The following is a 14,326-nucleotide window of genomic DNA, read 5'->3' as shown; positions in this document are numbered from 1 at the left end:
GTGACAACAAACAGCAAGTGATTAAAAAATGACACAATACCAACTCGTACTCGCATCCACTTCTCCATTTCGTCAATCACTATTGGAGAAGCTTGGCTTGCCCTTTTCTTGTGTAAAGCCCGACTGCGACGAAACACCATTAGCAGGAGAAACCCCTGAAGCCCTTGTTGCTCGCTTAGCACAAGATAAAGCGCGTTCTTGCCAAAGCCACATGCAATGCCCTGCCCTAATTATCGGGTCAGACCAAGTCTGTATCATTGACGGCAAGATAATAGGTAAACCTCACACAAGAGACAATGCCATTGCACAGTTAACCGCGCAAAGCGGTAAAACCATCACTTTTTATACCGGCCTAAGTGTGATTAACACCGAGACAAACCTTGCTGAAACGGTTGTTGAACCTTTTCACGTCCATTTCCGCACTCTAAGTCAGAAGCAGATCGAGTATTACGTCGACAAAGAACAACCGTTTTACTGTGCAGGTAGTTTTAAGAGTGAAGGTTTGGGCATTGCCCTGTTTGAAAAGCTAGAGGGAAAAGACCCCAACACTCTCGTAGGCCTACCGCTCATTACCCTGATTGACTTACTTGCCAAGCAGGGACTCAACACACTCTAGCGCTTTCTCAATCCAGAAAGTGCTTTTTCTAGACGTTTCTCCATCGGTGCATTGATTTCCATCCACTCTTCTGTTTTAGGGTGGATGAAACGAATATTAGCCGCGTGTAAGAACAATCTATCCAAGCCCACTTGTGCTGTATAAGCATCGAAGCGGCGATCGCCATATCGATCATCCCACGCTATTGGGTGGCCAGTATATTGCGTATGCACACGGATCTGGTGTGTACGCCCTGTGATCGGACTTGCTTGAACCAGTGTCGCTTGCTCAAACTGCTCTATAATTTTAAAGCGCGTCTCTGATGGTTTCCCTTTCGGGTTCACACGCACAATACTGTTCACTTCGTTTTTTAGCAGCGGAGCATTCACTACCTTGCAACTTGGCTTCCACTGCCCCATCACCAAAGCAAAATAGAACTTTTTAACGGTTTTTTCTCTAAACTGCGCTTGCAGGTGACGCAACGCAGAACGCTTCTTAGCGACCAACAGTATCCCTGAGGTATCTCGGTCAATTCGATGCACTAATTCCAAAAAGCGAGCGTCTGGTCTGAGCGCGCGCAAGGCTTCTATTGCACCGAACTTCAATCCGCTCCCCCCGTGGACTGCAGTACCGGAAGGCTTGTTAAGAATCAGCATATGATCATCTTCATAAATGATCTTACTTTCTAACTCAGCAACTTTGTTCAGCTTGGTGCTTGGCGCTTGAGCTTCTTCAGTCGATGCTGGAATCGTGACAGGTGGGATACGAACCACGTCCCCTGCTTGTAGCTTATATTCCGCTTTAATACGTTTTTTGTTTACTCGCACTTCACCCTTGCGCACGATGCGATAGACCATACTCTTAGGTATGCTCTTTAATTGGTTGCGAAGAAAGTTGTCTATTCGTTGTCCTGCCATATCTTCATCGATATCGATAAGCTGGACTTGGGTTCTAATTTCATTCATTGAGATTTGCTCAAGGGGGTTATCTGAAACGTATTTTGTGACAGTTTACCACTCAAAAGCGCACTAATTCACATTTTTATCGACTCCATAGCCCCCTAAGCGCAGAAAAAAGCGCATTTTTTACGCAGCGAGATAACTGTGGATAAACCTTGTGCATTGTCTGCTACAAAAATAGCCAAAAGCCCAATAAACGGGGCTTTACGTCACAGTGAACAAATTATTTTTGCTTTTTTTACCTTGTTTATAACAAAGCAGATTGCTGACTTTTCACGTCACTGCTATAGTTCACTGCTGCAAATAGTGGCTAGGTCATTTATTTAACATACCTTTCCACTATCTCATCAATACTTTAGTCAGGAAAATCTGACCTTCATGTCTTGAGACCAGACCCGATTACTCAATAATTCGATGGAAACGTCTTAGTTTGATGACAGATAAGTGATATGAGAAAAAGCAAAACAGAGTAGACACTTTGTTGTGGATTGCTGCACAGGGCGTAAGACAATTCCAAGCAAAGACAAGCTTGCTGTTCTACTCGAACTCATTCGTGTTGAGTATCTCCACGATATAGTGGGTCACGAGCCTATCTAAAAGAAGCGCGTGACAACTGAAGCGTCCAAGAGCATCCCTCCAGCCGGGAGGCTGCAACTATGTAACCACGGGATCTGGCGCCGCGAATGGAATCAAGCAGCAAGCGAAAAATGAAAAAGATAACGAGATTATTTAAATGAAAAGAATGTTAATCAACGCAACTCAAAAAGAAGAGTTGCGCGTTGCGCTGGTCGACGGCCAAAAGCTGTTCGACCTTGATATTGAAAGTCCTGGTCATGAATCCAAGAAAGCCAATATCTATAAAGGCCGCATCACCCGAATCGAACCAAGTCTAGAAGCCGCATTCGTCGACTACGGCGCAGAAAGACACGGTTTCCTCCCTCTTAAAGAGATTGCCCGCGAATACTTTCCTCAAGGCTATAGCTACCAAGGTCGTCCAAGCATTAAAGAAGTGCTAACTGAAGGCCAAGAAGTTATTGTTCAAGTAGAAAAAGAAGAGCGCGGCAACAAAGGTGCGGCACTAACGACCTTTATTTCTCTTGCTGGTAGCTACCTAGTATTGATGCCAAACAACCCTCGCGCTGGCGGTATTTCTCGCCGTATCGAAGGTGATGAGCGCACTCAATTAAAAGCAGCACTCAGCACGCTAGAACTACCTCAAGGTATGGGCCTAATCGTTCGTACTGCGGGCGTTGGCAAAAGCGCTGAAGAGCTTGAGTGGGACTTGAACGTACTGCTAAATCATTGGGGTGCCATCAAGCAAGCCTCTGACTCTAACGAAGCACCTTTCCTAATTCACCAGGAAAGTAACGTGATTGTTCGAGCGATTCGTGACTACTTGCGTCGCGACATCGGCGAAATCCTTATCGATAGCAACACTATCTATGAGCGTGCGGTCGAGCATATCCGACTAGTTCGTCCTGACTTCATAAACCGTGTGAAGAAGTACGATGGCGAAGTACCGCTGTTTAGTCATTACCAAATCGAAAGCCAAATTGAATCTGCGTTCCAGCGCGAAGTTCGTCTTCCTTCTGGCGGCTCAATTGTTATTGACCCGACAGAAGCACTGACTTCAATCGATATCAACTCTGCTCGTGCAACGAAGGGCGGCGATATTGAAGAGACTGCACTGAACACAAACTTAGAAGCGGCTGATGAGATTGCTCGTCAATTGCGTCTACGTGACCTTGGTGGTCTTGTTGTTATCGACTTTATCGATATGACACCAGTTCGCCACCAGCGTGAAGTTGAAAACCGCCTGCGTGATGCTGTTCGTTTAGACCGCGCTCGCGTACAGATTGGTCGTATTTCTCGTTTTGGCCTACTCGAAATGTCACGTCAACGCTTAAGCCCTTCATTGGCTGAAGCAAGCCACCACATCTGTCCTCGTTGTACAGGTACTGGTGTTGTTCGTGATAACGAATCTCTAGCGCTTTCTGTTCTGCGTCTCATTGAAGAAGAAGCTCTGAAAGACAACACATCGCAAGTTCTTGCGGTTGTACCTGTGTCTATTGCTTCTTACTTGCTGAACGAAAAACGCCGCTCGGTAAATCACATTGAGCGCAATCAGGAAGTGAAAATCACTATCGTGCCAAACTCAGACATGGAGACGCCACATTTTGAGGTGATCCGTGTTCGTGACGGCGAAGAGCAAAACATTCTGTCTTACCTTGTTCCAAAGAAACTTGAAGCAATGAAAGAAGCAGAAGCTCGCGATGTTGCAGAGACAGATACGAAAGTTAAGAAAGTTGAAGAGCCGGTACTTAAAGGCTTTGCTGCTCCAGAAAAAGTGGCTCCTGCGCCTGTAGCGAAAGCTAAGCCAGAAACGCCTGCTAAGCCAGAGAGCAAAGAATCGACACAAGGCTCTGGTCTATCTCGATTCTTTAAAGCTATTGCTAGCTTCTTGTTCGGCTCTTCAGAAAAAGAAGAAGAGAAGAAAGAAGAAACGCAAGAGAAGCCGCGCAACAACAATCGTCAACGCCGTAATAATAACCGCAATGATCAACGTCGCCGTAATAACAACCGCGATAAGAACAAGCGTAAGCCGGCGCGCGAAGAAGTTAAATCTGAGTCTGAGCAGCAAGAAAATACATCAAAACCAACAGAGAAGAAGCAAACTCGCAAACCTCGTCAAGATCGCCGCAACAAGCGTGATCGTGATGAAGCAAGCAAACCTTCAAAAGTTGAAGAGCAAGGTCTGAAGATTGCTGCTGAAGCTCAGAATGATAAACCTGAGCAAGCGCGCAAAGAAGAGAAAACCACTCGCGTTAAAGAACGTCGTCAGCGTCGTAAACTGAACAAGAGTGTGCGTGTTAAGGACCAAGCAGAGCAAAAAGCAACACAAGAAACAGCCGTTCAACCAGTTGAAGCACAAAAAGCACCAACTGAGCGTAAAGCTGACAAGCAAAAGGCAAAAACTGCAAACAACGGCGTTCAGAACAGTAATGCACAAAACATTAACGCTCAGAACAACGGTGAAGACGCTCAAAGCGATGAGAAAGCGCCTAAGGGTCGTCGTAACCGTCGCTCACCTCGTCATTTGCGTGCTAGTGGTCAACGTCGCCGTCGTGGCCGCGATCGCCGCCCTAACCCATTCCGCCTACGTGCTGGTGGTGTAGCGTCTCCTGAGATGTCTATGGGTAAAGTGATACCGAAATATGACCTGCCGAAGCCTGGTTCAAGAAAACCTCGTAAGTCACAAGCTAAACATACGCAGATCATCAGTGGTGTAGCTCGCCCAGAAGCGTCAATGGGCAAAGTAATCATCATGCGCCCAGTTGAAGCGAAAGCGACTGCACAAGCGCCTAAGCAAGTTGTAGATAAAGCACCTGTGACTCAAGCGCCTCGTTTGATTGTTCCTGCTGTAGTGAATCCTGTGATTCCTAAACTGGCACAAGCAAAAGTTGAAGCACCTAAGGCTGTAGTGGAAGCACCGAAAGTTGTAGCAAAAGTGGCACAAGCACCTGTTAAAACTGCACCAATTGCTGTGAAAGCAACGGCACCTGCAGCGCAACTGAAAGGTCACGCATCAGCAGGCATGGCGAAAGCTGCTGGCCCACAAGAGCTGAAAACGATTGAAGTAAACGCTGCACCTTTCCGTGCTGAACGCTTCGTCGGTAAAGGCGCAGGTAGCCAAGTTGCAAGTAATCAAGCAACTGCAGGCATGACTAAGCCAGCCTACTAATCGGCTTCAGCTTCAAGTAATGCCAATTCAATGCCCGCTTTATAGCGGGCATTTTGTTATCTGTAGATTAAACACTAATGTCAATTATTGGTTAGCAATTGAACTTCATCACACTTTCCGTTAGCATTCGCATCACTTTCTATTTGTCACATTATCTTACACTTTCTCAGCGCACACTGATTTGTGACTAAGTTGCGCTGCTCATCACCTCTTTATCGAGGCGATATTTATAATTAGGGATTAATTATCACTATGTTTGAGTTCCCAAAGTTTTCTCAGCATTCCGTTAAAAACGATGTGCTCTCTGGTTTGACTGTGGCGCTCGCCCTCGTCCCAGAAGCGGTTGCGTTTGCTTTTGTCGCTGGTGTAGACCCTATGGTTGGCCTATATGCTGCCTTTGTTGTTGGTCTCGTCACTTCAGTGTTCGGTGGACGCCCTGGTATGATTTCAGGTGCTACTGGTGCTATGGCCGTCGTTATGGTTAGCCTCGTTGCGACACATGGCGTTCAATACCTTTTCGCTGCGGTGCTATTTGCTGGTTTAATTCAGATCCTTGCCGGAATATTCAAGCTTGGAAAGTTCATCCGAATGGTGCCACACCCAGTGATGATTGGCTTTGTAAACGGTCTTGCTATCGTTATCTTCTTAGCCCAGTTAGGTCAGTTTAAAACACCCGATGTTAATGGCGTTCTTACTTGGCTACCACAAGGTGAAATGATGTTGATGCTTGGTCTCGTCGCTCTGACCATGGCAATCATTCACTTTCTGCCTAAGCTAACGACCGCTGTACCGTCTTCACTGGTGGCAATCTTAACCGTGACACTGATTGTGGTGGGTTTAGACCTAGAGACAAACACTGTGGTTGATTTCCTGCGTACCATGTCTGGTAATCCAGACGCGACGCTCGAAGGCACACTACCAACATTCTCTATCCCTGCGGTTCCATTTAACCTTGAGACACTACAGATCATCCTGCCTTATGCAATCATTCTTGCAGCGATTGGTCTCATTGAATCTCTACTGACGCTGACTGTATTGGATGAAATGACCAATACTCGCGGTCAATCTAACCGCGAGTGTGTCGGTCAAGGTCTTGCTAACGTAACCTGCTCAGTCTTCGGTGCCATGGGTGGTTGTGCCATGATTGGTCAGTCAATGATCAACGTAAACTCAGGAGGCCGCGGCCGTCTGTCGGGTATCGTTGCCGCTGTCATGCTATTGGTCTTCATTCTGTTCGCCTCTTCACTTATTGAGATGATTCCACTAGCCGCACTGGTTGGTGTGATGTTTATGGTTGTTATCGGCACCTTCGAGTGGGCCACGTTTAAACTGGCTCGCCGCGTACCCAAGCAGGACTTCTTTGTGATTGTTCTCGTGACTGTCGTGACTGTACTAACAGACCTTGCAGTTGCAGTTGCTGTCGGTGTTGTGGTTTCTGCTCTAATGTTCGCTTGGGAGCACGCAAAGCACATTTACGCGAGCAGCGAGATCAATGAAGAAGGCTCAAAGGTTTACAAAGTAAACGGCCCAATCTTCTTCGGTTCTGCCGCTAACTTCTTAGAGTTGTTTGATTCACAAAATGATCCGCAAGATGTGATTGTCGATTTTGCTAATTCACGCGTAGCGGACCACTCTGCTATCGAAGCTATTGAGACGATTGCAGAGCGTTACTCTAATGTCGGTAAGACACTTCACCTTCGTCATCTAAGTCCTGATTGTCGCAAGCTATTGGATAAAGCAGGTAGCCTGGTTGAGATTAACGTAAAAGAAGATCCAAGCTACAAAGTTGCTACCGATGTATTAGCTGGATAATTAGATAAAAACATCAAACAATTAATGGCTTACTTGATAAAGTAAGCCATTTTTTTATCTATCCTACTCGATATTTGGAAATATTCAGCGTACACATGTAATGGAATCAATACCATTCACCCTACACCTGTTCACCTAAATCAGCAAAAACCCAGCCACATATCAGCATTAATCACTACCAATCACAACCCTGGCGGTCATAAGCACTAAAAGATGACATTTGGTTACATTTCCTTATTAAAGCAAAAGCTCTAGCTATATGATCCCCGTCACAAACAAACGGAATTTCAGCGAACAATTCAATGAATCTAAAACGCACTCTATTAGCAACTTCTCTGCTTTCAACTCTTGGTCTTTTCTCTACAGCAACCACTGCCGCTGGTTTTCAGCTAGCTGAATATTCAGCGACAGGCCTTGGCCGTGCGTACGCTGGTGAAGCAGCGATGGCCGACAATGCCAGCGCACAATGGCGTAACCCTGCAATGTTGACCTACTTGAAGGGCACACAAGTCTCTGTAGGTGCGATTTATGTTGATCCCAATATAGATATCAATGGTGAAGTAAAACAATACTGGAATGGTGAGTCTGAGCAGGCAAACGCACATGATTTTGCAGATAGTGCTGTAATACCTAATTTTTACATTAGCCATCAAATCAATGAGCAGTTATTTGCTGGCTTTGCTGCTGGTACCAACTACGGTATGGAAACAAACCTTGGGAAGGATTTTACAGCTTCTCATTTTGGCAATGAAGCAGCAGTAACAACAATGGAGCTAAATGCTAACTTGGGCTATCAGATTAACGAACGTCTAAGTATTGGTGGTGGCTTACGTTATATTATCGCCGAAGGGCACTTTGGTGCTACAGCGCCCACAGAGAATGTAATAGGTATCCCAGCAGGCACGCCTTTAAAATACATGGAAGGTGATACTACAGACTGGGGTTGGCAGCTTGGTGCTGCATGGCAAATTAACGATAGCAACCGTCTTGGCATCGCCTATAAGTCAGAAGTAAATCTAAAACTCGAGGGTGATGCAAAGATATTCGACCCCGAATCCAAGAGTGTGCTAACCGACACTGGTTCAATGGAATTGCCGCTTCCTGCAACTTTAGAAATTGCGAGTTTTCACCAGCTCAGTAATGACTGGGCAATCCACGCAAGCTTCAACTGGACTAATTGGAGCTCGTTTGAAAAGCTTGAAGCAAACTTAGATACTTACGGTACTACAACCGTTAAAGATGAAAACTGGAAGGATAACTACCGCTTTGCAGTCGGCGCGACTTACCAACTTAATGAAAAGCTAGTGTTACGCACTGGCGCTGCCTATGATACTTCTGCTGTTAGTGATGACTACCGTACAATCACTATTCCGGAAACTGATCGTACATGGTTAAGTTTTGGTGCGAGCTATGACTTTACTTCTCAATTTACTCTTGATGGTGGTTTCACTTATATTTTTGCCAAGGATGCTGATGTTAATGAACCTCGCGAAGGTACGTCTGATTGGGAATCTGCGTTAATTGGTGGGTCATTTTCAGGCACAACAACAGGTAACGTATGGCTACTTGGCGTTCAAGCCAACTACACCTTCTAAGCCATAAAATCGACAGGGGAGCCAAAGGCTCCTCTTCTTCCCCCTTCAACCTCTACCCTTCTTCCTTCTTTTCACCCTTCCCCACTCTCAAAACTCATCCAAATACCCATCCAATTCGTCTTCATCCAACTCACCCACCTGTGTGCGCTCAATTTCCGCAGTATAATCTCTGCGCTGCAGGTAAACATCGCGAGTGAGTGAATAAGGGTCAGGAGAGCGCTCTAGCGTCGCTTCCTGCGATACTAACGCTGCACGAGTTTCCATGCCTTCAAGTGCCCACTTTCCGAGCCCCGCCCAGAAGTTTAGATATGACAAAGGTACATAAAATCCATCGGCAAAATCGAAGGTTTCACGCAATGTCCATGGGCCATAAGCGGGTACCATCACATAGGGACCATTACCAACGCCATAGTGACCGACTGCATCACCCAAAGTCTTCTCTTCATATTTTGTGATATCGGCCTCTGAGGCGATATCAAATAGCCCACCAATACCTAGCGTTGTGTTAATAAAAAAGCGTGTAAAGTGCGTCACCGCCTTTTCGCCGTTTCCCATTAACAAGTTGTTGATCATGCTGTGTGGCTCATCCAGATTGGCGAGAAAGTTGGCGATACCGCTACGCACAGGTGTGGGTACATAATTTACATAGCCTAGTGAGACTGGACGAACAAAATAGGGATCGAGGTAGTCATAATTAATCTCCCACATCACTCGGTTGAACCCCTCTAGCGGGTCGTTCACATCCGCAGAGTCAGATTGTGGTGTTGAGCTACATGCGGTGAGTAGAAAGGATAAAAGCAGAGTCGATATTACTGCAGATGTCTTTAATTCCATATCGGCTTCCTAGCGTGGTTATGGAATAAGTATAGGTGGTATAAGATAAAGGAAATAAAAAAACGCGCTCAATTGAGCGCGTTCCTAACTTTAATATTGTTGGCTGATTTCGACTTCAACCGGCTCGCCAAAGTCGACGACTTGGCTTTCACCAAACCAATCTCCATCTCGAGTTCCGACATTGCCATCAGCGTCAATACGTACACGTACCATCAGTTGTTCAAGGTCAGTGAGCTTGCGCGCTTCCATCATGCTGTTGCCATCGTCTAACACGACGGTGCGAGGAAACGCCCCGAGCGGATAGCGAGCAGCCGCAACGGGCATTGCAGAGCCGTCGGCTGGATGCACCGAAACAATGATTTGTGCATTCGGGTCAATTTGTACATTTTCGGCCACGGAAATCGTAACGGCGACGGTTCTACCCGGTGCAACATTGTCACCCATCTGAATCGCTGCGCTTTCGATACTACGCTCAAGCATTTCGTAGCGATGATCATCAGGGCCAATCATCTGCTGCATAATGCGCCAATACTTAATCGCTGATGGGAAATCTTGACGCTCAAAAGCATCAAAAGCCATCAGAGACACAACACGCAAATCAACATACTCTTGCTGCATCAATTCAGCGAGTAGAACACGCGCTGTCTCTTGGTCCATGTCGTCTTGAGATAACATCAGTGCTTGAGCATAACCGAGTTTAACGTCATCGTTATCTGGCTCTAAACGAAACGCTTTCTTCATTGCCCCGATTGAGGTTTCTACATCACGATTTGCTAGGCCGATTCGACCAAGCAGTAACCATCCCGTCGAGTCATCTGGCTGATAGTGTAAGCGAGTGCGCAAAGCTAACGTAAGATCGCGCATTTCGTCATCAGTGAGCTGCACACCTTCTGGCGCCATCAACTTTCTCGATAGTTCTGGCAGGTTCGCTGTCACCTCTTGCCACTCTTTCACCTGTTGTGCAGCGCCAAACTTGTAGTAGACACCAAAGCTGATGACAAGCAGGACAATCACTGAAGGAACAAACACGGCCCAAGGGTTAATGTCTTGACTCTTTTGCTCTTGAGCATCACCAGGAATATCATCAAGTAGAGACTGTTTCAGGTCGGCGATTAACTCATTTTGGTTGTCAACAAGACCCTCATCGGTTTCCTCTTCAAGCTCGGCTAAGCGGTCTTTATAAAACGCCTTATTAAGCTCATCTCGTAATGCTTCGTCTTGGTTTTTCTTGCGGTTAATCGCAGGCAAAATGACCAGCAATGTGGAAAAGACGAGTAGAACAACCGAAGCTACCCAAAATAACGTCATGATTTATCTCCGTTGTTCTCTTCTTCAAGTAACGCTTTTAAACGTGCTTCTTTGTCTTCGTCCCAGTCTGACTTGTTTGTTGCTTTTGCTGGCTTCTTACGACTTCTCATCACCATCAAAAACAGCCCTAAAGCAATAACAGCAAACGGGCCAACCCACAAAATAGCCGTCGCTGGAGTGAGAGGCGGATTGTAAGTCACAAAATTCCCGTAACGGGCAATCATATAATCAACAATCTCTTGCTTCGATTTGCCCTCTTTTGTCATTTCATACACTTTATGGCGAAGATCTTGCGCCAACTCAGCGTTTGAATCGCTGATCGTATTGTTCTGACACTTTGGGCAGCGTAAGGTGTGGCCAAGTTCTTTAAACTGAGCCTCTTGCTTTGGGTCTTCAAATTCATACACCTGAATCGCCGCAAGGGCAGAGAATGACACCATCAGCGTGGCTACAACACCAAATAACCATTTGCGGATCATTATTGAGCCTCCTCGAGCATCTGTTGGTACATTGGCTCCAACTTCTCTTGCCAGTTGCGTGCGTTAACATCACCAACATGGCGATAGCGAATCACACCATCAGCATCAATAAGGAAGGTTTCTGGCGCACCATACACGCCAAGGTCAAGGCCTAGCATGCCACGGCCATCAAACAGGCTGATCATGTAAGGGTTGCCCAAATCACGTAACCAACCAATCGCTTTGTTTCGGTCATCTTTGTAGTTAAGACCAATGATCTTAACCCCTTTTTCCGACAGCTCATTCAAAAATGTATGCTCGGCGTAACAGGTAGGACACCAGGTTGCCCACACGTTGAGTAGCAGTGGTTCACCAACAAAAATAGATTGGTCGTACTGCTTACCCTCTTGGACAAGGTCTTCGAGGTGAAATTCAGGTACGACTTTACCCACTAGCACTGATTCGAGCTTTGTCGGATCGTCACCACCAGCGTTCTTTACTAGCTGAACGAAGAACACCGCGACAAGCGCCATAAAGGCCGCAAGAGGGATAAATAGAATTTTCTTGTTCATAATTACGCCTCCTGCGTGCTGCCCTTTTTACGGAAGCGATAGCGTTTATCGCTGATCGATACCGCACCACCAATCGCCATCAAAAGAGAGCCAGCCCAAATCCAGCGAACGAATGGCTTGTAATACAGACGAACGGCCCAAGACACGTTATCATCCAGACGTTCACCCATCGCAACATACAAGTCACGGGTAATGCCGCGATCAATCGCTGCCTCGGTCATCATTGAACGAGCAGTTTTGTAGAAACGTTTTTCAGCATGCAGCGTATTTAACACTTTGCCATCGCGAATGATCTCAAAATCAGCAATATAGCCATCGTAGTTCGGGCCATCGTTATCACGTAACTGCTTAAAGTAGAAATCGTATCCCTTAATTTCATAGTGCTCACCCGGAGCAAGACGCACATCGCGTTCGATACTGTAATTCTGCACCATTGCAATACCAATCACACTCACTGCTAGGCCGATATGACCTAACATCATCGCCCAATGACTGCGTTGCAGTTTCATCACGCCTTCTAAGAATGGGTGACGATGCGTTGCACGCTGATAGAGTTCATAGCTATGCATGAAGATGATCCACAACGCCATGATCCAACCGATGTAGGCCATGGTGTCAAAGAAATCAGCAAACAGCACAACAAATACCGCACCGAGTACGATAGAGGCGACACCAGAACCAACCATAGGTTTAAGCAATTTACCTAGATTGTCACGCTTCCAACGCAGCAATGGACCGATACCTAAAACAAAGGCAAACGGCATCATTAACCAGGCAAACAGCATATCAAAGAAAGGCGCACCAATTGACACAGAACCCAAGCCGATCTGTTTATGCACAAGCGGCAGCAGTGTACCAACCAACACAACGACCAGTGCCGCCATCAAGATAATATTGTTGGCCAAGAGCGCATTTTCACGAGAAACAAGGTCGAAGCTGCCACGTACCCTTACCGACGCGCCTTTCAAAGCGAACAGCAGCAGCGAGCCACCGATAACCACAACCAAGAAGCCCAGAATAAACATGCCGCGAGATGGGTCGGATGCGAAAGCATGAACCGATACCAAGATACCTGAGCGCACAAGGAACGTACCCAACAGACTTAATGAAAATGCCAAAATAGCTAGGAGTACGGTCCACGCTTTAAACGTCCCACGTTTTTCTGTAACAGCTAACGAGTGCATTAACGCAGTACCTGCTAGCCATGGCATGAATGACGCGTTTTCTACTGGATCCCAGAACCACCAGCCACCCCAGCCAAGCTCATAGTAAGCCCACCACGAACCTAGTGCGATACCAAGTGTTAGGAATAACCAAGCTGCCGTTGTCCATGGACGTGACCAACGCGCCCAGGCTGTATCCAAGCGGCCAGTCATTAAAGATGCAATAGCAAAAGAGAACGCCACCGAGAAGCCCACATAGCCCATGTAAAGCATCGGAGGGTGTACGATCAATCCTGGGTCTTGCAACAGTGGGTTCAAGTCTCGCCCGTCAACAGGGAAGAAGGGTAGAGTTCGATCAAATGGGTTCGAGGTTAAGATGATGAACAGTAGGAAACCTACCGTGATCAATCCCATGATCGCTAATACCCGTGCTACTGACTCTTGCGGCATACCTCGGCTAAATGAGGCAACGGCGACAGTCCAAGCAGCTTGAATTAACACCCATAACAGCAGTGAACCTTCGTGCGCTCCCCAAACCGCTGTAATACGGTAATACCACGGTAATTTGGTATTTGAGTTGTTCGCCACATATTGAACAGTGAAGTCATTGGTATAGAACGCCCAACATAGGATTACGAAAGAGATCAGGAGCATGATAAACATGCCCCACGACAATGGACGTGCACTATTCATTAGCATTGTGCTGTTGCGTGATGCGCCAATCAAAGGCAAAACGCTCAACAACACAGCAAAAGCTAATGAAATGACGAGGGCAAAATGCCCAACTTCAACAATCATTACAAGCTTCCTTGTTTTTGATCTTTGGTGTACTGCAATGGCTCATGAGTTTTCTGCATTGCCTCTGCTACTTCAGGTGGCATGTATTCTTCATCATGCTTCGCAAGTACTTCGAATGCTTCAATCGTGGTGGCATCAAGTAATACGCCCTGAGCAACAATACCCTGACCTTCACGGAATAAGTCAGGCAAAATACCGTCGTAAACGATGGTCACTTTCGGGCCAATATCATGCAGATCGAAGCTTACTCGCAATGAGTTAGGATCGCGTGATACTGAACCTTCTACAACCATACCCCCGATGCGCAGGCGCTGACCTACCTCAGGTTTTACACCACCCTTGCCGTTCACCAGTTCCGTTGGTGTATAAAACAGGTCCATGTTCTGATTCAGGGCGTAAATAACCAGACCAACAGTCAATGCCATACCAACAAATATTGCTGAGATAACACCAAGCCTTTTTTTACGTCTTGGGTTCACTTTTCCGTCTC

11 protein-coding genes are annotated in these 14,326 nt (G+C 46.5%); 4 read left to right on the top strand and 7 right to left on the bottom strand.

What is annotated here, in order from left to right:
* The first annotated feature begins 28 nt into the window (after positions 1-28).
* On the top strand, positions 29-616 hold the full coding sequence (locus tag QWZ05_RS17575) for a Maf family protein (protein ID WP_290299744.1): 588 nt from the start codon (positions 29-31) through the stop codon (positions 614-616).
* On the opposite strand, the gene rluC is transcribed toward QWZ05_RS17575, so the two are convergent.
* Positions 613-1,560, bottom strand: coding sequence for a 23S rRNA pseudouridine(955/2504/2580) synthase RluC (gene rluC / locus QWZ05_RS17570; protein WP_290299742.1), 948 nt, complete (start codon positions 1,558-1,560; stop codon positions 613-615). The two genes, QWZ05_RS17575 and rluC, sit on opposite strands and share 4 nt — an antisense overlap.
* Before the next feature lie 727 nt (positions 1,561-2,287).
* Here rluC and rne point away from each other — a divergent pair.
* From rne to QWZ05_RS17555, 3 genes are all read left to right on the top strand, one after another.
* Positions 2,288-5,296 (top strand): ribonuclease E, encoded by a 3,009-nt coding sequence (gene rne / locus QWZ05_RS17565; RefSeq protein ID WP_290299740.1) that lies wholly within the window; start codon positions 2,288-2,290, stop codon positions 5,294-5,296.
* 252 nt (positions 5,297-5,548) lie between these two features.
* A complete protein-coding gene (locus QWZ05_RS17560; RefSeq protein WP_290299738.1) occupies positions 5,549-7,108 on the top strand; it encodes a SulP family inorganic anion transporter in 1,560 nt (519 codons plus the stop codon).
* Between the two features lie 302 nt (positions 7,109-7,410).
* On the top strand, positions 7,411-8,703 hold the full coding sequence (locus QWZ05_RS17555) for an outer membrane protein transport protein (RefSeq protein WP_290299735.1): 1,293 nt from the start codon (positions 7,411-7,413) through the stop codon (positions 8,701-8,703).
* An 87-nt stretch (positions 8,704-8,790) separates the two neighbouring features.
* Here the strand turns inward: QWZ05_RS17555 and QWZ05_RS17550 are convergent, their stop codons facing one another.
* The 6 genes from QWZ05_RS17550 to ccmE form a co-directional block, all read right to left on the bottom strand.
* Positions 8,791-9,537, bottom strand: coding sequence for an MlaA family lipoprotein (locus QWZ05_RS17550; RefSeq protein WP_290299733.1), 747 nt, complete (start codon positions 9,535-9,537; stop codon positions 8,791-8,793).
* Between the two features lie 90 nt (positions 9,538-9,627).
* Complete coding sequence (ccmI, locus tag QWZ05_RS17545; RefSeq protein WP_264877052.1) at positions 9,628-10,845, bottom strand: c-type cytochrome biogenesis protein CcmI; 1,218 nt, start codon at positions 10,843-10,845, stop codon at positions 9,628-9,630.
* Positions 10,842-11,321: a cytochrome c-type biogenesis protein gene (locus QWZ05_RS17540; RefSeq protein WP_390216861.1), complete on the bottom strand. Its 480-nt coding sequence runs from the start codon at positions 11,319-11,321 to the stop codon at positions 10,842-10,844. Before QWZ05_RS17540 ends, ccmI begins: the two co-directional genes overlap by 4 nt.
* Before the next feature lie 2 nt (positions 11,322-11,323).
* Positions 11,324-11,875, bottom strand: coding sequence for a DsbE family thiol:disulfide interchange protein (locus QWZ05_RS17535; RefSeq protein WP_264877050.1), 552 nt, complete (start codon positions 11,873-11,875; stop codon positions 11,324-11,326).
* A 2-nt stretch (positions 11,876-11,877) separates the two neighbouring features.
* Complete coding sequence (locus tag QWZ05_RS17530) at positions 11,878-13,836, bottom strand: heme lyase CcmF/NrfE family subunit (protein ID WP_264877049.1); 1,959 nt, start codon at positions 13,834-13,836, stop codon at positions 11,878-11,880.
* On the bottom strand, positions 13,836-14,315 hold the full coding sequence (gene ccmE / locus QWZ05_RS17525; RefSeq protein ID WP_264877048.1) for a cytochrome c maturation protein CcmE: 480 nt from the start codon (positions 14,313-14,315) through the stop codon (positions 13,836-13,838). Before ccmE ends, QWZ05_RS17530 begins: the two co-directional genes overlap by 1 nt.
* Between the last annotated feature and the right edge of the window lie 11 nt (positions 14,316-14,326).

Source organism: Vibrio agarivorans, from assembly GCF_030409635.1.
In the GTDB taxonomy this organism is placed as follows: Bacteria; Pseudomonadota; Gammaproteobacteria; order Enterobacterales; family Vibrionaceae; genus Vibrio; species Vibrio agarivorans.
This window is presented reverse-complemented; position numbering and strand designations above follow the sequence as displayed.

Bases quoted from the DNA above. Each gene is read 5' to 3' on its own strand.
- QWZ05_RS17575 (WP_290299744.1), top strand. From the start codon at position 29: ATGACACAATACCAACTCGTACTCGCATCCACTTCTCCATTTCGTCAA.
- rluC (WP_290299742.1), bottom strand. From the start codon at position 1,560: ATGAATGAAATTAGAACCCAAGTCCAGCTTATCGATATCGATGAAGAT.
- rne (WP_290299740.1), top strand. From the start codon at position 2,288: ATGAAAAGAATGTTAATCAACGCAACTCAAAAAGAAGAGTTGCGCGTT.
- QWZ05_RS17560 (WP_290299738.1), top strand. From the start codon at position 5,549: ATGTTTGAGTTCCCAAAGTTTTCTCAGCATTCCGTTAAAAACGATGTG.
- QWZ05_RS17555 (WP_290299735.1), top strand. From the start codon at position 7,411: ATGAATCTAAAACGCACTCTATTAGCAACTTCTCTGCTTTCAACTCTT.
- QWZ05_RS17550 (WP_290299733.1), bottom strand. From the start codon at position 9,537: ATGGAATTAAAGACATCTGCAGTAATATCGACTCTGCTTTTATCCTTT.
- ccmI (WP_264877052.1), bottom strand. From the start codon at position 10,845: ATGACGTTATTTTGGGTAGCTTCGGTTGTTCTACTCGTCTTTTCCACA.
- QWZ05_RS17535 (WP_264877050.1), bottom strand. From the start codon at position 11,875: ATGAACAAGAAAATTCTATTTATCCCTCTTGCGGCCTTTATGGCGCTT.
- QWZ05_RS17530 (WP_264877049.1), bottom strand. From the start codon at position 13,836: ATGATTGTTGAAGTTGGGCATTTTGCCCTCGTCATTTCATTAGCTTTT.